This is a genomic window from Mesorhizobium sp. WSM2240 (assembly GCF_040438645.1).
Classification (GTDB): domain Bacteria; phylum Pseudomonadota; class Alphaproteobacteria; order Rhizobiales; family Rhizobiaceae; genus Allomesorhizobium.
In genome coordinates this window covers 272,075-292,948 of record NZ_CP159253.1, presented here as the reverse complement: position 1 = coordinate 292,948, position 20,874 = coordinate 272,075, and the positions used below count along the sequence as shown (strand labels likewise).

20 protein-coding genes and 2 pseudogenes are annotated in these 20,874 nt (G+C 63.4%); 10 read left to right on the top strand and 12 right to left on the bottom strand.

The window, feature by feature from the left end:
* The first annotated feature begins 4 nt into the window (after nt 1-4).
* From ABVK50_RS01425 to ABVK50_RS01410, 4 genes are all read left to right on the top strand, one after another.
* Entirely contained in the window at nt 5-1,705 is a 1,701-nt protein-coding gene (locus ABVK50_RS01425; RefSeq protein ID WP_353643137.1) for a long-chain-fatty-acid--CoA ligase, read from the top strand.
* 180 nt (nt 1,706-1,885) lie between these two features.
* Nucleotides 1,886-2,290 carry an MliC family protein gene (locus ABVK50_RS01420; protein ID WP_353643138.1) on the top strand — a complete coding sequence of 135 codons (405 nt, stop codon included), beginning with the start codon at nt 1,886-1,888 and terminating at the stop codon, nt 2,288-2,290.
* Between the two features lie 223 nt (nt 2,291-2,513).
* On the top strand, nt 2,514-3,284 hold the full coding sequence (locus ABVK50_RS01415; protein ID WP_353643139.1) for an META domain-containing protein: 771 nt from the start codon (nt 2,514-2,516) through the stop codon (nt 3,282-3,284).
* Nucleotides 3,285-3,356: 72 nt separating this feature from the next.
* Nucleotides 3,357-3,914, top strand: a complete 558-nt coding sequence (locus ABVK50_RS01410; RefSeq protein ID WP_353643140.1) for a DUF308 domain-containing protein — start codon at nt 3,357-3,359, stop codon at nt 3,912-3,914.
* A gap of 170 nt (nt 3,915-4,084) precedes the next feature.
* Here the strand turns inward: ABVK50_RS01410 and ABVK50_RS01405 are convergent, their stop codons facing one another.
* From ABVK50_RS01405 to ABVK50_RS01385, 5 genes and pseudogenes are all read right to left on the bottom strand, one after another.
* A complete protein-coding gene (locus ABVK50_RS01405) occupies nt 4,085-4,669 on the bottom strand; it encodes a dihydrofolate reductase family protein (RefSeq protein WP_353643141.1) in 585 nt (194 codons plus the stop codon).
* An 81-nt stretch (nt 4,670-4,750) separates the two neighbouring features.
* Nucleotides 4,751-5,377, bottom strand: coding sequence for a glutathione S-transferase family protein (locus ABVK50_RS01400; protein WP_353643142.1), 627 nt, complete (start codon nt 5,375-5,377; stop codon nt 4,751-4,753).
* Between the two features lie 11 nt (nt 5,378-5,388).
* Nucleotides 5,389-5,856, bottom strand: a complete 468-nt coding sequence (locus tag ABVK50_RS01395) for an SRPBCC family protein (RefSeq protein ID WP_353643143.1) — start codon at nt 5,854-5,856, stop codon at nt 5,389-5,391.
* Between the two features lie 22 nt (nt 5,857-5,878).
* The gene (locus tag ABVK50_RS01390; RefSeq protein ID WP_353643144.1) at nt 5,879-6,265 is read right to left on the bottom strand and encodes an alpha/beta hydrolase; all 387 of its coding nucleotides are present in this window, start codon (nt 6,263-6,265) and stop codon (nt 5,879-5,881) included.
* Nucleotides 6,259-6,624, bottom strand: a pseudogene (locus ABVK50_RS01385) (alpha/beta hydrolase); the annotation flags it as partial. The pseudogene ABVK50_RS01385 and the gene ABVK50_RS01390, both read right to left, overlap by 7 nt.
* Nucleotides 6,625-6,901: 277 nt before the next feature.
* Between ABVK50_RS01385 and ABVK50_RS01380 the strand changes: the two are divergent.
* Nucleotides 6,902-7,441, top strand: a complete 540-nt coding sequence (locus ABVK50_RS01380) for a helix-turn-helix domain-containing protein (RefSeq protein ID WP_353643145.1) — start codon at nt 6,902-6,904, stop codon at nt 7,439-7,441.
* Between the two features lie 9 nt (nt 7,442-7,450).
* Here the strand turns inward: ABVK50_RS01380 and ABVK50_RS01375 are convergent, their stop codons facing one another.
* On the bottom strand, nt 7,451-9,052 hold the full coding sequence (locus tag ABVK50_RS01375; RefSeq protein ID WP_353643146.1) for a trimethylamine methyltransferase family protein: 1,602 nt from the start codon (nt 9,050-9,052) through the stop codon (nt 7,451-7,453).
* A gap of 187 nt (nt 9,053-9,239) precedes the next feature.
* On the bottom strand, nt 9,240-10,733 hold the full coding sequence (locus ABVK50_RS01370; protein ID WP_353643147.1) for a PLP-dependent aminotransferase family protein: 1,494 nt from the start codon (nt 10,731-10,733) through the stop codon (nt 9,240-9,242).
* Between the two features lie 303 nt (nt 10,734-11,036).
* On the opposite strand from ABVK50_RS01370, the gene pgi reads away from it, so the two are divergent.
* The 3 genes and pseudogenes from pgi to ABVK50_RS01355 form a co-directional block, all read left to right on the top strand.
* On the top strand, nt 11,037-12,611 hold the full coding sequence (gene pgi / locus ABVK50_RS01365; protein WP_353646052.1) for a glucose-6-phosphate isomerase: 1,575 nt from the start codon (nt 11,037-11,039) through the stop codon (nt 12,609-12,611).
* A 6-nt stretch (nt 12,612-12,617) separates the two neighbouring features.
* On the top strand, nt 12,618-13,334 hold the full coding sequence (locus ABVK50_RS01360; protein WP_353643148.1) for an HAD family hydrolase: 717 nt from the start codon (nt 12,618-12,620) through the stop codon (nt 13,332-13,334).
* A gap of 51 nt (nt 13,335-13,385) precedes the next feature.
* Nucleotides 13,386-13,520: pseudogene (locus ABVK50_RS01355) on the top strand (IS481 family transposase); the annotation flags it as partial.
* 111 nt (nt 13,521-13,631) lie between these two features.
* Here the strand turns inward: ABVK50_RS01355 and ABVK50_RS01350 are convergent.
* From ABVK50_RS01350 to ABVK50_RS01340, 3 genes are read right to left on the bottom strand one after another with little or no spacing between them, the layout of a single operon-like run.
* Nucleotides 13,632-14,198, bottom strand: a complete 567-nt coding sequence (locus ABVK50_RS01350; RefSeq protein WP_353643150.1) for a helix-turn-helix domain-containing protein — start codon at nt 14,196-14,198, stop codon at nt 13,632-13,634.
* Nucleotides 14,158-15,699, bottom strand: coding sequence for a recombinase family protein (locus ABVK50_RS01345; protein WP_353643151.1), 1,542 nt, complete (start codon nt 15,697-15,699; stop codon nt 14,158-14,160). Before ABVK50_RS01345 ends, ABVK50_RS01350 begins: the two co-directional genes overlap by 41 nt.
* The gene (locus tag ABVK50_RS01340; protein WP_353643152.1) at nt 15,689-15,889 is read right to left on the bottom strand and encodes a hypothetical protein; all 201 of its coding nucleotides are present in this window, start codon (nt 15,887-15,889) and stop codon (nt 15,689-15,691) included. The genes ABVK50_RS01345 and ABVK50_RS01340 overlap by 11 nt, the downstream gene beginning before the upstream one ends.
* 291 nt (nt 15,890-16,180) lie before the next feature.
* Between ABVK50_RS01340 and ABVK50_RS01335 the strand changes: the two genes are divergently transcribed.
* A complete protein-coding gene (locus ABVK50_RS01335; RefSeq protein ID WP_353643153.1) occupies nt 16,181-16,579 on the top strand; it encodes a hypothetical protein in 399 nt (132 codons plus the stop codon).
* A 566-nt stretch (nt 16,580-17,145) separates the two neighbouring features.
* Here ABVK50_RS01335 and ABVK50_RS01330 read toward each other — a convergent pair.
* Nucleotides 17,146-18,948 carry an IlvD/Edd family dehydratase gene (locus ABVK50_RS01330; protein ID WP_353643154.1) on the bottom strand — a complete coding sequence of 601 codons (1,803 nt, stop codon included), beginning with the start codon at nt 18,946-18,948 and terminating at the stop codon, nt 17,146-17,148.
* A 198-nt stretch (nt 18,949-19,146) separates the two neighbouring features.
* On the opposite strand from ABVK50_RS01330, the gene ABVK50_RS01325 reads away from it, so the two are divergent.
* Entirely contained in the window at nt 19,147-19,599 is a 453-nt protein-coding gene (locus tag ABVK50_RS01325; RefSeq protein WP_353643155.1) for a carbon monoxide dehydrogenase subunit G, read from the top strand.
* A gap of 38 nt (nt 19,600-19,637) precedes the next feature.
* On the opposite strand, the gene ABVK50_RS01320 is transcribed toward ABVK50_RS01325, so the two are convergent.
* Entirely contained in the window at nt 19,638-20,828 is a 1,191-nt protein-coding gene (locus ABVK50_RS01320; RefSeq protein WP_353643156.1) for an Mrp/NBP35 family ATP-binding protein, read from the bottom strand.
* Nucleotides 20,829-20,874 lie beyond the last annotated feature (46 nt).

Sequence of the window (20,874 nt, the reverse complement as noted above, 5' to 3'; positions counted from 1 at the left end):
CGCAATGCCGAAGGCGACGTCTGGCCTGCCTACCGGCGCCAGCAAGCCCTGGCTGAAAAGCTATCCGAAAAACGTTCCGGCCGAGATCACTCCGCTCGCCGTCGCCTCGATCGGCGATCTCGCGACCGAAGCCGCGAAGAAATATGCCGGCCGGCCGGCCTTCACCTGCATGGGCAAGAGCATCACCTATGGCGAGCTCGAGCGCCTGTCGAAGGATTTCGGCGCCTGGCTGCAGTCGAAGGGGCTCGCCAAGGGCGCGCGCGTCGCCATCATGATGCCGAATGTTCTGCAATATCCGGTGGCGATGATGGGCATCCTGCGCGCCGGCTATACGGTGGTCAACATCAACCCGCTTTACACGCCGCGCGAGCTCGAGCATCAGCTCAAGGATTCGGGCACCGAGGCGATCGTCATCCTGGAGAATTTCGCCGGCACCCTGCAGGCGGTGATCGCTCGAACGCCGATTAAGCATGTGGTGGTCGCGACGATGGGCGACCTGCTCGGCGGACTGAAAGGCATGATTGTCAATCTGGTCGTGCGCCGGGTGAAGAAGATGGTGCCTGCCTGGTCGCTGCCCGGCCACACCGCCTTCAACGCCGCGCTGAAAGCCGGCGCAGCCATGAACTTCAAGCCGGCCAAGGTCGAGGCGGGTGACATCGCCTTCCTGCAATATACCGGCGGCACCACCGGCGTCTCCAAGGGCGCCACGCTCTCGCACGGCAATGTGCTCGCCAATGTCGCGCAGCTCGCGCTATGGGTCGAGGACGCCTATACGGTGAAGCCGCGGCCGGCCAACATCAATTATGTCTGCGCGCTGCCGCTCTATCACATTTTTGCGCTCACCGTGAACGCGCTGATGGGCATCCAGCAGGGCGGCCATAACCTTCTGATCCCCAATCCGCGCGACATTCCGGCCTTCGTCAAGGAGTTGCAGAAGCAGCCCTTCCACATCTTCCCGGGCTTGAACACACTGTTCAACGCGCTCTTGAACAATGAGGATTTTCGCAAGCTCGACTTCAAGCAACTGATCCTGACGCTGGGCGGCGGCATGGCGGTGCAGAAGGGTGTGGCCGACCGTTGGCAAAAGCTCACGGGCTGCGGCATCACCGAAGGCTACGGCCTTTCCGAAACCTCCCCCGTGGCGACGGCCAACAAGGTCAGCGACATGCGGTTCACCGGCACGATCGGCCTGCCGCTCCCTTCCACCGAAATCGCCATACGCGACGAGGACGGCAATGATCTGCCGCTCGGTGAAGTCGGCGAGATCTGCATCAGGGGGCCGCAGGTGATGTCCGGCTACTGGAACCGCCCGGACGAGACCGGCAAGGTGATGACCAGTGACGGCTTCTTCAAATCCGGCGACATGGGCTTCATGGAAGAGAACGGCTATGTGAAGGTCGTCGACCGCAAGAAGGACATGATCCTGGTCTCCGGCTTCAACGTCTATCCCAACGAATTGGAAGAGGTCGTGGCGGCGCATCCGGGCGTACTGGAAGTCGCGGCGATCGGCGTTCCGGACGAGCATTCCGGCGAGGTGCCGAAGCTCTTCGTCGTCAAGAAGGACGCCGGCCTGACCGAGGAAACCCTGCTCGCCTACTGCAAGCAGAACCTGACCGGCTACAAGCGGCCGAAATTCATCGAGTTCCGCACCGAACTGCCCAAGACGCCGGTCGGCAAGATCCTGCGCCGGGAACTGAGGCAATAGGAGCGAGCGGCGGGCGATCCCGCGCCCGCTGGCCGAGATTGCCGGCCAGCGGCGTGCCGATGCTGATGGTCTTCATCGTCTATTGCGCTCAGGACCCGTCCGGCCGCTGGATGGCGGTGCTGCTGTCGGGCGGATCGGTCGCCGGCGACGACCGGCCCGCCAAACTAGGAGGACACCGATATGCCCCGAGCCGTTTTGCGCCATTCGCTCTGCCTGTCGCTGTCGCTTGCTGCATCGGCGGCTTTCGCCGATCAGCCGGATACGCCGGCCGTGCCGGCTGCGGCCGAAGACGTCATCATGGTGACGTACCGGTGCGAGAGCAGCCAGACCGTCATCGCCCGCTATGACAACACCGATCCGGACGCGCCGACCGCGCGGCTCCAATACAGGGGCCGCACCTTCGAGATGTACAATGTCCGTGCGGCTTCGGGCGCGCGCTACGCTACCGAGCAGGGCCTGTCGCCCGACAAGGGCCTGCAATGGTGGACCAAGGGAGATGATGCGACGCTCAGCGAGATGCTGATGGATCACACCGCGCCCGAGGCTGTCGAGATCGAGGCCTGCACGGCCGAGCCTGCGGGTTAGACTGCTTGGCGCAACCGTAACCGTTACAGCAGGCCCTGCGGCTTGTGGAGCCGGGAAAGCTTGGTATCCTGTTCGCCGGATGCGTGCCGACGGTGTTTGAGGGACATGTCGCGACAGAAATTTGAGCGATGACGGTATAGAGAGCCGGCGGCAGGTTTTCTCCGCAACATCCCTCCGGTACGGAACGACGCAGGCGGCATCTCACCTGGAGCGGAGGAAGCTGATGGCTTTGATCGACCGTCGCCGCCTTGCAGCATTCGATTTCGCCGTGGTCGCCGCCTTCCTGCCTTCGGCAACGCAGGCGGCGGACCTCACCATCGGCGGCAGCGTTTTCTATCGCGAACGCATGGCCCTATCTGATGACACCACCCTGGTGCTGCAACTGGTGGACACGACGCAAACGCCGCCCGACGTGATCGGCGAGGCTTCGGTCCATCCAACCGGCCAGGTTCCGATCGCTTTCTCTCTTGTCGTCGATGCCGCACGTCTGATGCCTGAAAAGGCGCACGGGCTCATGGCCCGCATCGAGGTCGACGGCGCGACCTGGTTCGCGAACGAAACGCCTGCGCCAATCGATGCGCAGGAGCCGGCTACACCCATATCCGTGCTGCTGGTCCGTGTAGCCGAAAAATCCGCGCCTGAAAACTCGACCGGGACAGGATCGCTCAAGGGCACAAGCTGGCGCCTGTCCAGCCTCGGGCGCGACGACACGGCCGCGGGCGTAGCTTCGACGCTTACCTTCGACGAGGAGGGCAAGATCAGCGGCAATGGCGGCTGCAACAGCTTCGGCGGCCAGGCGAGTTTCGATGGCGCGAAGCTGAAGATAAGCGACGTGTTTTCCACCATGATGGCCTGCGAACAGCCCAAGGTGAAACAGGAGGCGGCGTTTTTGGCCGCGCTGGCGAAAACCGCGTCCTACACCGTCGAGGACGGCACGCTTACCCTGCTCGACGGCTCCGGAACTGCCCTGGCCACGCTGAAGGCGGCGCCGTGAGTACAGCTGGAGAGATAGCAATTGCAAAGAGGCCGGCACGATGGTCGCGACGGCGCAACTCGGGAGAGCATCATGGCAGTGGGGGAATCCGATCGTATCGATGCGTTACTCACGGCATTGCGCGGACTGCTTATGGCGGTGGCGGCGCTGCTTGCATTCATCTATCCCGCCCAAGCGGTCAGGTTCCTTGTTCTGGCGGGCGGCGGCCTGCTGCTGATCGATGGCGCGCTCGGCCTGGCGGCGATGAAATTCTCGGGTCCGAGGACCAGCATTTTCTGGTTCGAACTCGTACGCAACGGCCTCTCGATCGCGGCCGGTCTGATCGTGCTGTTCAGTCCGGTGCTGCTCGGCATCTTCAGCCTGGGCTTCATGACGAGCCTGGTGGGATTGCTCGCCATCCTCGTCGGGATAATGGAGTTTCTATCCGGCTTCATCGGCCATGAGCGCGGCTCGAGGCTGTGGCCCGCAATGATCGGTGGAGGGCTCTACATAGTGTTCGGCCTGGCCCTGCTGTTCATTCCGCTTTCCAGCGCGGTCGTTCTAGTCCGCATCGTCACTGCGCTGATGGTCGTTTACGCGCTGCTCCTGTTCTATCGGGCCCGGGCGATGCGCGCGGCGACCAGCGCGTAAAAGCGCCTGTTCGATCGCCAGCCACGAAATCTCTGGTAGTGCCAGGCCATCCGCCCGAACATCGTCAGAGCGATGGGGGACAGTTTACTTTTTGGCCCGGAAAGGCTCGGGCGTCGGCGATGCCTCGCTGGGCCCCCTTGTGGGAGGAACGTGCCGCCTCCAGATCATTCTTATTGTTCAGAATTCCGTCGAATTGCGTATCTCAGATGCGTGACGGACGGCGACTGGACCGCGCCGGTTTGTTCAAGCTCGATCGTCCCATCGTTCAGTCGGTCGAACAGCCGTGTGCCGGCGCCGAGAAGCACGGGCACCAACTGGATGACGATCTCGTCTGCGAGCCCGGCAGCCAGATATTGCCGGGCGATGTCCGCGCCCATCACCACAATGTCCTTGTCACCCGCCGCCTCGCGCGCTTTCCTCAGCGCACTCTCAACGCCGTCACTGACGAAAATGAACGTACCGCTCTTCATGGCGAGCGGCTGGCGCTCCTCATGCGTGAGCACGAAGCTCGGAACGGGGTAGGGCGCGTCCTCCCACGGCCCGATCCCGACATCGAAAGTGCGGCGGCCGATGATCGTCGCGCCGACTCTTTGCGAAATATCCCGCGCTTTTTCCGCGTCGATTTCACTCGACGATTTGAACAGCCAGTCGTGCAGCCGCTCGCCGCCGCGTCCCATCGGCTCGTCTATGCCGACATCCGGACCGGCGACGAAGCCGTCCAGCGACATCGAAAACGACAGCACTACTTTTGTCACGAATACCTCCTCCCACATTGCGCGGCGTTTGAAGTCCGATTCAGTTGCGCTGTCGGCGAAGGCGCCGCTGTTCGGTCTGCGCTACGCATTCCAGCTCGGCCGCGCCCGGACGCGCTCGTTCCAGCGGCCGACATTGGGCAGGCCGTCAGGGATCGGCATGCCGAAGAACTCCCCCAACCACGAGACGGTCATGCCGGTGATGTCGGCGACCGAAAATTTGTCGCCGGCGATGAACGGGCGGCCGTCGGCCATTTCGCGGTCGAGCCATTCCCATTTGCGCGGCACGAGCGCGCGCTGGGTTTCCGCGAATGCCGGAAACTGCGTCAGCCTATGCTTGAAGAGTTCGGCGGTGTGCAGCGCCACGTTGCCGATCGTGCCGAATATCTCGATCTCGACGCGCCGGTTCCACATCTCGACCTTGCCCTGTTCGACCGCATTCGCGCCGAACAGCGGCGGGGTTGGATGGAGCGCCTCGAAATAACGGCAGATGGCGACGCTTTCGGTGATGACCGTGCCGTCGTCGAGTTCGAGCACCGGGATCTGGCCGAGCGAATTCAGCTTGAGGAATTCTGGCGCGCGGTGCTCCATCTCGCCGAAATCGATCCGGACCAGCGGAACTTCGAGGCCCTTTTCGGCCAGGAAGATGCGCACTCGGTAGGAGTTCGGGCCGTCGCCCTGGTGGAGTTTTATACCTTCGAGTTTCTGCATGTCGATTCTCCTCAAGCGGCCTGCCGGCCGAGTTCTACGGCGAGCGCTTCCAACAATTCGCGGCAGCCGGATTCGCGCTGCGCGGCATTGTCGTGGCCGTCCAGGAACGCGCCCTGTTCGGTGTATTTCAGCCGCGTCCCGTCGCCAGCCGGCTCGAACTCCATAGTCCCGAGCGAAGCCGAAATGCGGTTGCCGCCGATGACCATCGTGTAGGCGCTGACGATGCGGCGGTTCTCGACGATGTCGAGGTAGACCGTGTCGTTGCGGCCCTCCGGCCCGTCACCGAAGCGAAAAACGCTCGATTCGATGCCGCCCGGCCTGAAGTCCATTTCGAATTTGTCGATGTGCCAGCCCTCGCCTTCCACAAACCAGCGGCGCTTCTTTGCCGGATCTGCGCAGGCGGCGAACACCTTTTCCGGCGCCGCGTCATAGGTGCGTTCTATTGCAAAGGTGGAGTGCGTAACGGAACGATGGGTCATGGCTTTCTCCTTCAGTCTGCGCTTAACTGTTTCGGGTGGTGTGTTGTACAATTGCGGCGATGATTTCGCCCCAATCGTTCCGGTGGATCTCGTGGCCGCCGCCTTCGAGCTGGACGAGCCTCGCATCGTCAACGGCTTCGGCGAGCCCGACGCCATGCTCGACCGGAAAGATCGGGTCCGCCGTGCCATGAATGACGAGCAGCGGCGCCCTCATCTGGCGCAGGCGGCCCTTCCATTGGTCGCCGCCTCTCAGCAGGAAGTGATTGGTTGCACTGGCGAAGTTTTTCGCACGATCATAGTCGTGGGCGATAAGCCTGCGTGCATCCTCCTCGTCGTGCGGATGGGTGGTGCCGGCGAGCATTGTGCTTCCCTGGCCATGAACTCGATAACTTGCGCCCGGTCCGACCAATCGACTTCTGCGCCAGCCGACGAATGCGCCGAATAGGCGTCGGTCGTTTGCGGTAAATCGGAAGTGTCGGCTCCAACCGGCGATGTGCTGATCGCCGTCAATGAGGTAACGCGCCCCGGATACTCAAGAGCGACGTATTGAGCGATCATGCCGCCCGCCGACATGCCGACAATATGGGCCGACCGGGTTCCATAGCCATCGAGAACGCGAATGGCGTCGGCAATCATGTCATCTTCCGTATAGGGTGGCGGGCCCGGCTCGTAGGTAGTCGACAGGCCGGTGTCGCGGTTGTCGTAGCGGATAACATAGCGCTGCTGTGCGGCCAGGCGCCGGCAGAATTCCTCGGGCCACCAGAGCATTGAAGCCATCGCGCCCATGATCAAAAGCACGCGAGGATTTGCGGGGTCGCCGAACGCTTCGGTGGCGATTTCCACACCGCTGTCGCGGATCACCCGTTCACGCGAGGGCGACTTCCTCTCAGATGGTCCTGCCCTGCCATTTGGCCGGCCGGCAATGATTTCTGCGTCCGCCATCCCTCACCTCTTTCGCCATCACAAATCCGATTGCATTTTGCAATCGGTTGCACTATATGAAGACTGATGCGACAATGCAACCGGTTTTTTGGGGAATGTGAAAATGGATGCGGATCGCCGGTCGGGATGCCCGATCAATCTTTCGGTCGAGGTGTTTGGCGACAAATGGTCCTTACTGATCCTCCGCGACATGATCTTCGGCGGGAAGAGGCACTTCCGCGAGATGCTGCGTTCCGAGGAGGCGATCTCGTCCAACATTCTGGCCGACCGCCTGAAAATGCTGGTCGAGCAGGGTATGCTGACCAGGGCCGACGATCCCAGTCACAAGCAGAAAGCGATCTACAGCCTGACCGAAATGTCGATCGCGCTAGTGCCGATCATGGCGCATCTCGGCGCGTGGGGCAGCAGATGGCTGCCCGTCAGCGAGGAGTTGAGCATCCGTGCGAAACTGATGGAGGAGGGCGGACCGGCCATGTGGGAGCAGTTCATGTCCGAACTGCGCGAAGAGCATCTCGGAGAGCCGCGGGACCCCAAATATGCCGGCATGGTTCCGGTCCGCGCCAGATTGCAGGCTGCTTACGAGGAGATCGTCAGGCGCAAGACCGGCGGATCAGCTGCAGCCCGCGCCGATGCCGCGAATTGACGATCGCCTTCAGCCGCCCATGCCGCTCCGCGGCAATTTGATCAATTCGCCGAACCTTGCGCGCAGGCGATCGTCGATCGCCTTCGGCACGTGGCGCGGGAAACGCTCGGCGAGAATGCGCTTCTTCTCGGCAATGGCTCTGCTGAGTATGTCCGGCTTGCCCTTCTCGTTCCATTCCTTGGGCGAGAAGCGGTCGCCGACAGCGGGATAGAAATACTCGGTCTGCATGAGCCGCAGCGTCTGCTCGTTGCCGAGATAATGGCCGGGACCATTGAGGCAGACTTCGGCGATGGTGTCGATCGAAAGTGCGGCGTCGGTCACCTCGATGCCGCGGACGCAGCGCTGGCAGTGGCCGAGCATGTCGTTGTCGATGATCAGGCTTTCCAGGCAGAAACCCAGCAGCGAAGCGTGCATGCCGGCCGATTCATAGACGAGGTTCAGGCCGGACAGGCCGGCCATCACATTGGTGATGCCCTTTTCGTAGCCCGACTGGATGTCGGGCAGCTTGGAATCCGCCATGCCTGCCGGCGATCCGCCCGGCAGGTCGTAGAACTGCGCCATCTGCGCGCAAGCGGCGGTGAGCAGCGCCTGCTCGGCAGAGCCTCCCGACATGGCTCCGGTGCGCAGATCCGAGACGAACGGCCATGTGCCGAAGATTGCGGGGTGGCCGGGTTTCAGCGCGTTGACATAGACAAGCCCCGCCAGCACTTCGGCCACCGCCTGCACGACGGCGCCTGCAATGGCAGCCGGCGCGGTGGCGCCGGCTTGGCCGGCGGAAAGCAGCAGGATCGGGATGCCGCCTTCCACGCAGGCTTCCAGCACGCCACAGGCGTCCTCGGTGAATTTCATCGGCGGCACGACGAAGCAGTTCGAATTGGAAACGAAGGGCCGGGCGCGGAAATTCTCCTCGCCGCCGGCGATGGCGTAAAGCATTTCTAGCGCTGGCGCGACGTTCTCGCGAACAGTGAAGGACGTGCCGACATGTTTCGACGTGCCCATCACGCAGGCGTAGAGTGTGTTGAAATCCATAGCGAGCGGGTCGGGAACGTCGCGCGGCACCATCGGCCGCTGGAAGAAATGGATATTGTCCAGCCCGTCGACGATGCGCGCCGCGTCGTAGATGTCCTGCAGCAGCGATTCACGGTACTCGCGCTTTTCAACATCGACGAGATGCACGGCGGCACCCGCCGTGCCGTAATGCACGCGCTTGCCCTGGATTACCATGTCGTGCTTTGGGTCCTGCCCGCACAGCGTGAAGTTGCGCGCCGCGTTCCTGATTGTCGACATGACTAGCTCGCGCGGAAAGCGCAGGCGGCCGTCTGCGCCGAGTATCACGCCGACCCGGGTGCAGGCCTCGATGCAGCTTGGAATTGCGTTGGCGAAACCGACGGTTTCAAGCAGCGTCAGCACCGCCTCGTGGATACGCTCGAGATCGTTCTGGCCCAAAGGCTTGTACCTGCCACCCTCCAGCCCTGGCCGGATCGGCCGAACGTCATCGGCCAACGGCGCTGCGCGCATGGCGCGCCGCGCCTCCCGGCCGCCGGAACGCCGCGAACGGCTCTCCTGGCTCACATCCTGAGCGAAATCCTGCTTTTCCACGGCGATCGACATGCCGACGCTCCACATTTCCGAAGCAGGCACGGCTGGTCAAATCCCGCCGATTTTGGCTGCTTCGATGCCCCGCTTCGCGAGACTATGCAGCGGCCTTTGCCGACGTGTATGGGCCACGCCATTCCGCCGGATGTACCAGCGGGAATGGTGTGGCCCAACGATTTTGGCAGAGCTTGGAACTCGCAGATCAGGCGGCGGCGGGACGCCTTCCGGCGGCTGTTGCAAGCTCGCGTATGCCCGGCTCGATGTGCTGCAGCGAGATCGACGAAATGCCGAGCCGCATGAAGCGCGAGGGCTTGTCAGCCTGAGCGAAGAAGCGGTCGCCTGGCTCGATGATCACGCTGCGCGCCGCGGCCGCTTCGGCAAGGCTGCGCGAATCCGTTCCGCGCGGCCCTTCCAGCCAGAGCGACGCGCCGCCGGCCGAATCAGTCGAACGCCACTCCGGCAGGAAAGCGGAAATCGCATGGACCAGACGCTTCCGGCGCTCGTCGAAAGCTGCCGAAAGCCGCCGCACCAGGGCTTCGTGATGGCCGAGCGACAGGAACAGCGCGACGGCACGCTGATTGTTGGCCGGCGGGTGGCGCAGCATGAAGCGGCGCAGCGCCCGCAGTTCCGAGATCAGGCCGGCCGAGGCCACGATGTAGCCGAGCCTGAGGCCCGGCGCCAAGGTCTTCGACATCGAGCCGACATAGATGACGCGGCCCGAGCGATCGAGGCTTTTCAGCGCCTGCTGCGGCGCCTCGTCGAGCAACTGGCTGTCATAGCCGTCCTCGATGATGATCTGGTTGTGCCGGCTGGCGCGTGCGAGCAGATCCTGCCGCCGCTCGGCGGAAAGCGGCACCATGGTTGGACAATGATGGCTCGGCGTCACGAAAACGAAACCGGCGTCGGAGGGGATGGCCGAGGTGACGATGCCCGAGGCATCCACCGGCGTGGGGGTGATCTCGGCCCCGGCGAGCCTGAAGATGCTGCGCGCATCCGGATAGCCCGGATCCTCCATCGCCACCTTGGAACCCTTGCTCATCAACAGGTTGGCGAGCATGTAGAGCGCGTTCTGGGCGCCGAGCGTGATGATGATTTCGTCCGGATTGGCGAAGATGCCGCGGCGCGGAAGCAGCCGTGCCTGGATCTGCTCGATCAGCAGCGGATCGTCGCGGTCGACCATGTCAGCCGCCCAGTTGCGGATTTCCAGCACCGCCAGCGCCATGCGGTTGCACTCGCGCCATTCGGCGGTCGGAAACAGCGCCGGGTCGAACTGGCCGTAGACGAACGGGTAGGACGACTTGATCCAGTTATCCAGTTTGGCCGGGCGCGGCATGTCGCTGGCCGCGATCTGGCGGCGCGCCTTCCAGTCGATCTCATTGGCGTTGTCCGGCGTCTTCTGGTGCGGCTTGGCCGGAGTGGCCAGCACTTCGGGATTGACGAAATGGCCGCGCCGCTCGCGCGCCACCAGAAAGCCCTGGTCGACCAATTGCTGGAAGGCCAGCACCACTGTGCCGCGCGCGACGCCGAGTTTTTCGGCCAGGATGCGGCAGGACGGCAGTGGCATCGAGGCGGCGATCTGCCGGTCGAGAATGGCGGCGACAATGGCCTGACGGATTTGCGCCTGCAGGGTTTGGCCCGACTCGGCGGAGATGCGGAACAGCCCGGACCAGATCGCGGTGTCGTTTCTCTGCGGCATAGGCTTTCCCTCGTTGGACGGATTCGTCGGAATCTGAACCAAAGGATGCTACTGTTGGTCCAACCAGTTGCGCCAATCAAAATTTCTGATTGCTAGGATTTATGCCAGTGATGCATGGGCGAGTGGTGCAGGCTGGCGTGACGGATGTTTCTGTTTGTGTGAGGGCCGTGCTGAACATTCTCAAACGGCCGCAAGGTCTGTAGGGTGCAGCCGGTATGGACTTTCTGGAGTAGGGAATTGACAGATTTTCTGAAGGCGGAGTTGGCAGCGCTTCGCGACGATCGCGCGGCTGCGCCAAAGAGCATGCGCGAGGCTTTTGCCTCCGACCCGCAGCGGTTCGCAAGGTTCTCTCTGACCGACGGCGACCTGCTGCTCGACTGGTCGAAATGCGCGGTCACGCCCGCAACCATGGCTCTGCTCGAGAAACTCGCCGAGGCAGCGGGTCTCGCCGAGCGGCGCCGGGCGATGTTTGCCGGCGACAGGATCAACATCACGGAAGACCGGGCTGTCCTGCACACGGCGCTGCGAGCAGGGCCGGATGCGAAGGTCGTGCTCGGCGGTGCGGACGTGATGGGCGGCGTGCGCGCCGTGCTCGACGCCATGGAGAAGTTTTCGGATGCGGTGCGTTCCGGCGCCGCGCCTGGCGCCACCGGCCGCAAGATTACAGACATCGTCAACATAGGCATTGGCGGCTCGGATCTCGGGCCGGCGATGGCGACACTGGCGCTGGCGCCCTATCATGACGGACCGCGAGCGCACTATGTCTCCAACGTCGACGGCGCGCATATCCACGACGCGCTGAAGGGGCTCGATCCCGAGACGACGCTGTTCATCGTCGCTTCCAAGACCTTCACCACCGTCGAAACCATGACCAACGCGGCGACCGCACGGAAATGGATCGAGCAGGCGCTCGGCGCCGCCGCTGTCGGAAAGCATTTCGCTGCCGTCTCGACCGCACTCGACAAGGTCGAAAAGTTCGGCATCGCGCCCGACCGCGTCTTTGGCTTCTGGGATTGGGTCGGCGGCCGCTATTCGCTGTGGTCGGCGATCGGCCTGCCGGTGATGATAGCGGTCGGAGCGAAGCATTTCCGTGAGTTCCTGGCCGGAGCGCATGAAATGGACAGCCATTTCGCAACCGCGCCGTTGCTCAAGAACATTCCCGCAGTCATGGGCCTTATCGGCTACTGGCACCGCGTCGTCTGCGATTACCCAACTCGTGCCGTCATCCCATACGACCAGCGTCTGTCGCGGCTGCCGGCCTATTTGCAGCAGCTCGACATGGAATCGAACGGCAAGCGGGTGACCATCGACGGCGGCGCCGTCACGACGCCCACCGGTCCGGTGGTCTGGGGCGAGCCCGGCACCAACGGTCAGCACGCGTTTTTCCAATTGTTGCACCAGGGCACCGACATCATCCCGGTCGAATTCCTGGCCGCGGCCGAGGGTCACGAGCCTGAGCTTCGCCATCATCACGATCTGCTTCTGGCGAACTGCCTGGCGCAGTCGGAGGCGCTGATGCAGGGTCGCACGCTGGAGGAAGCCGAGGCGCAGATGCGGGCCAAGGGCATGACGCCTGCCGAAATCGAGAAGATCGCGCCGCATCGGGTATTCCCAGGCAACAGGCCGTCGGTGACGATCCTCTACAAAAAACTCGATCCGCATACGCTCGGCCGGCTGATCGCGCTTTACGAGCACCGCGTCTTCGTCGAGGCGCAGCTTTTCGGCATCAACGCCTTTGACCAGTGGGGCGTGGAACTCGGCAAGGAACTGGCCACCAATCTCCTGCCTGTCGTGGAGGGCACACAGGATGCCGCGAGGAGCGACGCCTCGACAGCTGGGCTCGTGCGTCATATCCACCGTCTGCGCGGGGCGGAGTAGGTGATCTTGAGCAGCATCAAAGGCATCCTGTTCGACAAGGATGGGACACTCGTCGATTTCCAGGCAACCTGGTTCGCGATCGGCGACCTTCTGGCGCTGCAGGCAGCGGCCGGCGACCGCGCCAAGGCGGACGCGCTGATGGAGGCGGCCGGCTACGATTTCGGCAAAAAGTGCTTCAAGGCCGATTCGGTGTTCGCCGCCGGCACCAATGCCGACATCGTGGCGCTCTGGTATCCGGAGGCGACCGCCGAAGACCGGCGGAAGATGACCATAGGCTTCGACCGGTTCACGGCGGAAGAGGGCGCCAAGCAGTCCGTGCCGCTGCCAGGCAGCCAGGACGCCATTACTCGCCTGCACGGCTTGGGCTTCCGGCTCGGCGTCGCCACAAACGATTCCACCGGCGGCGCGGAAAAGACGCTGCTTGAGCTCGGCGTGGCGCAGATGTTCGACGCCGCCTTCGGTTACGACGCGGTCGCCAATCCCAAGCCCGCGCCGGACGCGATCTACGCATTCTCCGATCTGACCGGCCTGAAGCCGTGGGAGATCGCCATGGTGGGCGACAATCGTCACGATCTCGAGATGGCCCGCGCCGGCGGGGCCGGGCTCGCGGTTGCGGTGCTTTCCGGCACCGGCACGCGCGAGACGCTGGCGCCGATGGCCGACGTGGTGCTGGACTCGATCGCCGATCTGCCGGGTTTTTTGGCGGCGCGGGAATTCGCCTGAGGAGCCGAATCGGCTGCTCACTCCCAAGGGAGAGAGAGGCATGCTTAGCCGGCGGCCTCGACGATCACCATGATCCTGCGCCGCCACGGCAAACTGGATGGCCCCGGTGCGGGCGAGCGGCGGGCCTTCATACGCTTCGAGCATGCCGCGCCGAACGATCTTTGGCAGATGGACTTCAAGGGCTGGTTTGGCCTTCGAGCTGCTGGACCGGAGCATCTTTGCCGATCTCGGCCAAGCTCAAGCCGCCTTTGATAGTTGGCGCGAAGTCTACAATCCTGTTTCATAACACCCATCTGTCTATGTCGTTGAAGCGAATAGGTTTTGCTGATCGGGATGCGATCTTGTGGGGTATTTGGGGTTCTGTCGCGCGCGATGAACAATCCGCTGGGCTTCCGGCCTTCCAAGTTCTGATCGCTTGAAGATCCATGGGCCATCCGGCAGGGGATGGATACCCTTGATCTCGCCGGATTCGGCGACAAGCCTGAGGGTCTTCGGTGAGACGCCGAGGAGGCGCGCCGCCTTGTTCAGATTGAGGTATGGCTCAATGCCGTCCAGCGCCGGGCGGAAGACCGGGATCTTGTGATGCGACCTGTGCGCAGTGACCCGCTTCCGTGTCCAGCGATTGCCATGCCCAGTCACCAGGCCGTTCCGGTTGAGAATGCCGGCGATCAGGTCATCGCTGGCGATCAGCACCAGTTGCCGGATGGCTGCGATGATGTCGGCGGAGGTCGCGTTGCGCTGGCCACGTCGCCGTTTCGGCAGACGCAGTTCTGTATGGACGCCGCCGATCCAATGGATCAGCAGGACGATCTCGGAGGCTTCATCATCGATATCGGCGACTACTTCTTGGATGACGGTGCGCACGACGCGCTTCTTGAGCCTGGCATCTGTCGTCGGCGCCGACCAGACGGTGCGAAGGTCTCCGGCAAGCGCAGCGATTGTCCTTTCCCACCACAGGTGACGGTTTCGGTGTCGCTGCATCATGGGCAGCGATCCTGCTTTCGATGTCACCGACATGCGCGAGGGCGCGGTTCCATCGCACCTCCAGTTCCGCCGCAACCAGCCGGTTTTCGGGATCGGCGGCGTCATATTGCCGGAAAGCCCGGTCGGCGGAGTAGAGGGCAGCTTCCAGATCGCGGCTGAGGGCGTCCCGGACCTGGTCGCGGCGACCGGCTGCCTGCGCCTCGGCCTCGGCGGCGGCAGCAATCGCGCCAGGCTCGACGACACGCAAGAGTGCTTCCTCAATCGCATCGTCGACGCGCAGCCCGCCGAAGGCGATGCAGCGCGGCTCGCCATTGTCGAGCAGGCCCCGCCAGCAGGAATAGCGCGGAATGTTGTGCTTGGCGCCCGTGTATCGCACCGTGAGCTTGCGGCCGCAGCGCCGGCAGCGGACAAGACCGGCCAGCAGCGCGTCGCCATGCTTGGGCGCTCCGTGATGCCGGCCCGTGGTCACATTGTCGCTGACCATCTTGCGGATCGCCTCTGCCCGCTCCCAACTGAGATAGCCTTCATGGCTGCCCGGGATTAAAGCAAGCCATTCCTCGCGCGTCCTGCGTCGCATACCCGTTCGAACGGCGGATGGGCCAAATCCCGGCGCAATACGAGTCTTACCATAGGCGTAGGCGCCGCCGTAGATCGGGTTCTCGATCATCCGGTGGATGGTCGCATAGTTCGGCCTGCGCCACACGACGTCGCCATTGTTGCGCCTGGCGGGCAAATCCAGCCCATGCTCGAGGAACCACATCGGGGCCTGACGGGCGCTGCCAAGTTCAGCGACCTTGTCGAACACAAGAGTGATGGCTTCCTGCACGCGGCGATCAGGATCCTTCTCGAGCCGATCGCCAATCTTCACAAAGCCGACAGGGGCTGCAACGACAAGTTCGCCGCGGCGGGCCTTCTCGTAGCGGGCCGACAACGAACGCTGGCGCAGAAGATCGAGTTCATACTCGTTGAGACTGCCCTTCAATCCCAGCAGCAGCCGATCATTGCCCTGTCGCGGTGCATAGACCGTCTCCTGGTCGATCAGCACAGTGTCGACGACGCGGCACATCTCGATGAGCTGCTGCCAGTCGCGGCTGTTGCGGGCAAATACCTCCCGTGCCGCAACCGCCCCGACCTTGCCGAGACAGACCTCGGCGACCATCCGGTCGAAACCGGCACGGGCAACGCCGCCAGCGGCCGAACGTCCGAGATCATCATCTATCGTCTCGACGCGAGACCAGCCGAGCGTCGTCAGGCGATCGCGCATCGCATATTGCAGGGCGCTGCTCTCGCGATTGTGCAGGACCTGATGGGCTGACGACTGCCGCACATACAGGATCGCCTTGCGCTCCAGATGGTGCGGCCTGATCTTCTCATGCATCATGACGCATCTCCTCCTCCCGTCCGGGAGAGCGGTCGCCGTCGACGTGATCGAGGATCAGGCTGACAATCAGCTTCGTCACTGATCGACGCGTCTCGGCGGGCAGCGCCTGCCATTGCGGCGTCTGCACCGTCTCGGCGTCGTTCAGCTTCGAGAACAGATCGAACTGGTATGTCGTGGGCTGGCGCGGCATGGACATCTCTCCGATTCGCGTCGTGAGAGCCCAATGCTGCGCCAACCTCCTGCGATTGTGATGGGGTAGCCGTGTCCCGGAGCAGTGTCGCCAGGGCGCCAAGCGCGGCAAGGTCGACATGCGGAGCAGTAGTGATACGCCAGCTCGCGCTGGGGCGCCGATCGAACATCCACGCCGGAACCTCCAACCATCGATCCAATGCCTGGCCGGAAATGCTGCAGCGAAAGACCGCTACGGCACGCTTATCGATCACTTCATGAATGTGCACCTGGCAACCCGCCCAAGGATGCCATGGATAAAGAAGCTCGCGTTGGCCGGTCCCGTGGGCGTTCCGTCGTTGAGTTGTACAACACCAAGCGGCCGCACGAGGCCATCGGCCTTCAAACCCCTGCACAACGCTACCGAGAGAGCTCCCGTTCGATGCCCGCCGCCTTGCTGCCGCCCGAATACGACGCCGAGGCTCAGGTCCGCACCGCCGACGCCAAGGGCCGCATCCACTTCGCCGGCCACAGACTGTACTGCTCCTTAGCCTTCGCCGCAAAGCGCCTGGCCCTGCGCCCAACCGACCAGGACGGCCTGTTCGAGCTGTGCTACCGTCGCCACATCCTGGCCCGCATCGACCTGCGCCAGGACAGGGTGCAACCTGTTCACCATGTCTCCGAACAGGTGTTCACCATGTCTCCGGTCTGAACAGGACGGAACCTGCCCGGGCCTGCCGCTACGTTGGCGGCAGGACGGAGGCGCCGGTTCCTCCCCACAGATCACCGTCGCGACCGGCGTTCCCGCGGGAGAAACTGCCGAGGATTATGCGCGCGGCCCGGGCATTGATGGACAAATCAGCACGCCAAGATTCTTCAAGAATCTTACACCCCATTGATCCGTAAGGCGGATTTCTTCATCTGAGCCGGAACGGGCGCGAATTTTGTCCACGTCCAAGGGGGTCGTCGCATCTTATTGACGCCATCCCGGAACCGGAGGGAAGCGGAGGTATCCGACCCATTGAGCGGCGCGGCCGGATCCTGATTTCGCACACCGCGCATCATACTATCGCAAAGACCGGGTCGGTCTCGACGATGTTCCGGCCAATAGGTCCCGGCTCGCATTTCACTTCGCTCATTTGGCCGGGATGACGATTGGAGGAACGGTTCTGCCAATCGCCACCGCTGGTGTTTTGAAAAGGCCGACGTGCAATCATCCCGGAACCGGAGCGAAGCGCCCGTCCTTCGGACTCCCCGTAAACGGGGAGGACCAAGTGCTCAGTGATTGTCCCTGGGCACGCCGCTGGTCTGGGCGACACGCTGGTATTTTACGGCGGGTTTCAGCACCATGCCGTCCGAGAACTGGTCGACCATGCTTCGCTGGATCTCCTGCCACGGCGTCTGGTGGCCGGGGAAAGGATAGCCGCCACTTTCGGCAAGCGTCTTGCGGCGGGCAACAAGCTCTTCCTCGCCGATCAGTATGTCGGCCGAGCCCTTGTTCAGATCGATGCGAACGCGATCGCCCGATTTGAGGAGCGCTAGCCCGCCGCCGACCGCCGCCTCCGGCGAGGCGTTGAGGATGGACGGGGTGCCGGAAGTGCCGGACTGGCGGCCGTCGCCAATGCAGGGCAACGAATAGATGCCGCGCTTGATGAGATAGGCGGGCGGCTGCATGTTGACGACTTCCGCGCCGCCGGGATAGCCGACCGGCCCCGCCCCGCGCATGAACAGGATGCAATGCTCGTCAATGTTCTCGGCCGGATCGTCAATGCGCGCGTGGTAATCCTCCGGTCCGTCGAACACGACCGCCCTGCCCTCGAAAGCCTCCGGGTCGCGCGGATTGGAGAGATAGCGATCGCGAAACTCCTTCGAGATGACGCTGGTCTTCATGATGGCGGAATCGAAGAGATTGCCCTTCAGATTGATGAAACCAGCATCGCGCATCAGCGGATCGGCGGCAGGCCGGATAACCTCGTGGTTAAGGTTTTCGACGTCCCGGCAATTGTCGCCGATCGAGGCGCCGTTGACCGTGAGTGCAGCGGGATGCGGCAGCAGGCCGGCCTTCATCAGTTCCATCACCACGGCCGGCACGCCGCCGGCATGGTGATAGTCCTCGCCGAGATATTCGCCGGCCGGCTGGAGATTGACGAGCAGCGGAATGCGGTAGCCGATCGCCTGCCAGTCGTCATTGTCAAGCTTGACGCCGAGATGGCGAGCGATGGCGTTCAGATGGATCGGTGCGTTGGTGGAGCCGCCGATCGCCGAATTGACGACGATGGCGTTTTCGAAGGCCTCGCGGGTCATGATGTCGGAGGGCTTCAGGTCCTCGTGCACCATTGCGACGATGCGTTTTCCCGTCTCGTAGGCGATCTGGCCGCGCTCGCGATAGGGCGCGGGAATTGCGGCGGAACCGGGAAGCTGCATGCCGAGCGCTTCGGCCAGCGAATTCATCGTCGTTGCGGTGCCCATCGTGTTGCAGTAGCCGACCGAGGGAGCAGAGGAGGCGACGATATCCATGAACTCGTCATAGCCGATTTCGCCAGCCGACAGGCGCTGGCGCGATTCCCAGACGATAGTGCCTGAACCGGTGCGCTTGCCTTTGTGCCAGCCATTGAGCATGGGGCCGACGGACAGCGCGATAGCCGGGATGTTGACGGTGGCGGCCGCCATCAGCATTGCGGGCGTCGTCTTATCGCAGCCGACGGTGAGCACGACGCCGTCGAGCGGGTAGCCATAGAGCACCTCGACGAGGCTGAGATAGGCGAGGTTGCGATCGAGCGCCGCCGTGGGGCGCTTGCCGGTCTCCTGGATCGGATGGCAGGGGAATTCGAAGGGAATTCCGCCGGCCGAAACGATGCCCTCGCGCACGCGCTTGGCGAGTTCGAGATGATGGCGGTTGCAGGGCGACAGGTCCGAACCGGTCTGGGCGATGCCGATCAGCGGCTTGCCGGATTGAAGTTCGGCGCGGGTCAGCCCGTAGTTCAGGTAGCGCTCGAGGTAGAGCGCGGTCATGCCGGGATTGTCGGGATTGTCGAACCACTCCTGCGAGCGGAATTTCTTTTTCGTCGTCGGGCCAGCCATGACATTCTCCGGAAATCAGTTCCGCAATCGATATGACAACGCTTCCACAGCGGCAAGAGCCATCGGCTGGGCCAGCGGGCGTATTTGTCGTTTTTGTCGGACAAATAGCCGCATGGCAAAGCGCCCCCCGCCGCAGCGGCCATGGACAGAAGCCCGACGCTGCGCTACGCCTCTCGGCGGCTTGCTAAGGAGGGTTTCATGTCTTTGGTCATCGAGGGCGAGGAGAGGATTTCGGCGCCTATCCACAAGGTCTGGGAAGCGCTGAACGATGCGGATGTGCTGAGAGCCAGCATTCCGGGATGCCAGAGCCTGGAAAAGAAATCCGACAGCGAATTGGCGGCGACCGTGGTGCTGAAGATCGGGCCGATCAAGGCGACGTTTGCCGGTGGGGTGACGCTCGCCAATCTCAACCCGCCGCATTCCTACACGATCTCCGGCGAGGGCAAGGGTGGCGTAGCCGGCTTCGCCAAGGGCGCCGCCGACGTGAGGCTCGTCGAAGACGGCCCGGGCACGACGGTGCTGACCTACGAGGCCAAGGCCGATGTCGGCGGCAAGATCGCGCAGCTCGGCAGCCGGCTGATCCAGTCGACCTCGAAGAAACTGGCGGGGCAGTTTTTCGCGACGTTCAATGAAAAGGTGAGCGGGGGTTGAGGCGCTTTTCCGCCCCCTTGAGGGGAAGGTAATCGCGATTATTCGAATACGATGCTCGGCGCGGAAGCATCGGCGGCTGTGCGCTCCTCGGTCACCCGGTCCCAGACCTTGCTGGCGATGCCGCGATATATCCTGGCTTCGGGTCCCTCAGGATTGGACACCACGACCGGCGATCCGGAATCCGACGTCTCGCGGATTTCCATCTGCAGCGGCACTTCGCCGAGGAAAGTGACGCCGAGGCGCTCGGCTTCCTTGCGCGCGCCGCCATGGCCGAAGATGTCGTAGCGCTTGCCGGTGTCGGGAGCGACGAAGTAGCTCATATTTTCGACGATGCCGAGGAGCGGCACGTCGACCTTCTTGAACATGTTCAAGCCCTTGCGCGCATCGATCAGCGCAAGATCCTGCGGCGTCGAGACGATGACGGCGCCGGCCAGCGGCACCTGCTGCGCCATGGTGAGTTGGGCGTCGCCGGTGCCGGGCGGCATGTCGACCACCAGAATGTCGAGTTCGCCCCATTCGACCTCGCGCAGCATCTGGGTCAGCGCCGACATGACCATCGGCCCGCGCCATATCATCGGGGTTTCCTCGTCGACGAGAAAACCCATCGACATGACCTTCAGGCCGTATTTCTCCATCGGCTTCAGGACCTTGCCGTCGACGGTCTGCGGGCGGCCATGGAGATTGAGAAGCCGCGGCATGGAAGGGCCGTAAATGTCGGCGTCGAGCACGCCGACCTTGAGCCCGTTGGCCAGAAGCCCGAGTGCGATGTTGATGGCCGTGGTCGATTTGCCGACGCCGCCCTTGCCGGACGCGACGGCAATGATCGCGCCGACGCCCGGCACGCCGCGCTTGCCCTGGCTGTGGGAGGCCGGCGCGTGCGGAGCAGGCCTCGGCGTCGTGGTAGCGGAGTGGCGCGGAGCGGGCGCTGCCGGCCTTGGCGGGGCGGGTCGCGGTGGCACCGGCGCTTCCATGCCGCCGCCCTTTTTCTCCGCGGTCAGCGCCACCATGGCGCCCGCGACGCCCGGCATCGCCTTGACCACGCGCTCGGCGGCGGCGCGCAGCGGCTCCATCTCCCTGGCGCGCTCGGCCGGCACGGTGATCGAGAAGAAAACCTTGGAATCGGCGATGAAGATGTCGGAGACCAGGCCGAGATCGACGATATTGCCGGTGAAGTCCGGCCCGTTGACGGTCCTGAGGCGCTCGATGACGGCTTCCTTGGTGACGGGCATCTCTCGGCTCTTTCTGTTCTCTGTTGGGGTTCAGATAATGCAGTTT

Bases quoted from the DNA above. Each gene is read 5' to 3' on its own strand.
- ABVK50_RS01395 (WP_353643143.1), bottom strand. From the start codon at position 5,856: ATGACCCATCGTTCCGTTACGCACTCCACCTTTGCAATAGAACGCACC.
- ABVK50_RS01325 (WP_353643155.1), top strand. From the start codon at position 19,147: ATGTCTTTGGTCATCGAGGGCGAGGAGAGGATTTCGGCGCCTATCCAC.
- ABVK50_RS01415 (WP_353643139.1), top strand. From the start codon at position 2,514: ATGGCTTTGATCGACCGTCGCCGCCTTGCAGCATTCGATTTCGCCGTG.
- ABVK50_RS01425 (WP_353643137.1), top strand. From the start codon at position 5: ATGCCGAAGGCGACGTCTGGCCTGCCTACCGGCGCCAGCAAGCCCTGG.
- ABVK50_RS01380 (WP_353643145.1), top strand. From the start codon at position 6,902: ATGGATGCGGATCGCCGGTCGGGATGCCCGATCAATCTTTCGGTCGAG.
- ABVK50_RS01320 (WP_353643156.1), bottom strand. From the start codon at position 20,828: ATGCCCGTCACCAAGGAAGCCGTCATCGAGCGCCTCAGGACCGTCAAC.
- ABVK50_RS01410 (WP_353643140.1), top strand. From the start codon at position 3,357: ATGGCAGTGGGGGAATCCGATCGTATCGATGCGTTACTCACGGCATTG.
- ABVK50_RS01335 (WP_353643153.1), top strand. From the start codon at position 16,181: ATGGATAAAGAAGCTCGCGTTGGCCGGTCCCGTGGGCGTTCCGTCGTT.
- ABVK50_RS01400 (WP_353643142.1), bottom strand. From the start codon at position 5,377: ATGCAGAAACTCGAAGGTATAAAACTCCACCAGGGCGACGGCCCGAAC.
- pgi (WP_353646052.1), top strand. From the start codon at position 11,037: ATGCGCGAGGCTTTTGCCTCCGACCCGCAGCGGTTCGCAAGGTTCTCT.
- ABVK50_RS01340 (WP_353643152.1), bottom strand. From the start codon at position 15,889: ATGCCGCGCCAGCCCACGACATACCAGTTCGATCTGTTCTCGAAGCTG.
- ABVK50_RS01420 (WP_353643138.1), top strand. From the start codon at position 1,886: ATGCCCCGAGCCGTTTTGCGCCATTCGCTCTGCCTGTCGCTGTCGCTT.
- ABVK50_RS01345 (WP_353643151.1), bottom strand. From the start codon at position 15,699: ATGATGCATGAGAAGATCAGGCCGCACCATCTGGAGCGCAAGGCGATC.
- ABVK50_RS01330 (WP_353643154.1), bottom strand. From the start codon at position 18,948: ATGGCTGGCCCGACGACGAAAAAGAAATTCCGCTCGCAGGAGTGGTTC.
- ABVK50_RS01370 (WP_353643147.1), bottom strand. From the start codon at position 10,733: ATGCCGCAGAGAAACGACACCGCGATCTGGTCCGGGCTGTTCCGCATC.
- ABVK50_RS01375 (WP_353643146.1), bottom strand. From the start codon at position 9,052: ATGTCGATCGCCGTGGAAAAGCAGGATTTCGCTCAGGATGTGAGCCAG.